The 829-nt window shown below is 37.4% G+C and carries 1 pseudogene; it reads right to left on the reverse strand.

Going from position 1 to position 829, the window contains the following annotated elements:
* Nucleotides 1–829, reverse strand: a pseudogene (locus PVA01S_RS26350) (IS3 family transposase); the annotation flags it as partial.

Consider the following 829-nt stretch of genomic DNA (forward strand, 5'->3'; position numbering starts at 1 on the left):
ATCAGAGGTCACTTCTAACGCTTGAGTAAGTGCCTTTGAGATTGCTTGATAAGTAGGTTGTTTAGAGATTTCAAAGCTCAGTACTTCATTATTAAACAAGTCTAAAAAGGGATTAAGATAACATTTCTTCTGGATACCATTCTCATAATATTTGAATTCTGTGGTATCCGTTGTGATTTTTTGATGAGGAATAGAGGTCTTAAAACGCCTATGTAACTTGTTTTTAGCAACTGTTCCTACCTTTCCCTTGTAAGAGTTATATTTTCGTGATTTACGCCAATATGAGGTCACACGAAGTCCAAGTTTTTTCATCAATCGTTGTACTTTTTTATGATTGATATGAAATCCACGTTGCTTAAGCAATTCAACCATTGGACGATAGCCAGCATTGGGGTGTTCAGTACGAATACGAATCATCTCTTGTTCAATCTCCTTGTCTTTGTTAGGACGTTCAAAACGAGCGACCCAGTAGTAATAGGTTGCTTTAGGAAGTCCTGTAATGCTTAAGAGTACTTTGAGGGGGAACTTGAATCGTCGTTGGAGGTATTGAACAAGTCGGGATTTTCCTTCACTTGTCGTTCCAGTCGCAACCTCCTCAGTCCTTTTAAATATTCGTTTTCAATGCGTAATCTCAGATTCTCTTTTTGTATCTTGGAGAGTTCTTGGTCAGAATCACTTAACTCTGAAGTCTTCTTATTATTTAGAGGCAAATTAGGCTCTTTTCTAGGTCTTCCTCGAGTTTTAGAAAAGGAAAATTCGCCATTCTCACGATAATCCAGTACCCATCTTGCAATTTGAGCAGAATTATTGATTTTGAGTTCATTGGCAA

The organism is Paenibacillus validus NBRC 15382 (assembly GCF_004000985.1).
GTDB classification, from domain to species: domain Bacteria; phylum Bacillota; class Bacilli; order Paenibacillales; family NBRC-103111; genus Paenibacillus_G; species Paenibacillus_G validus.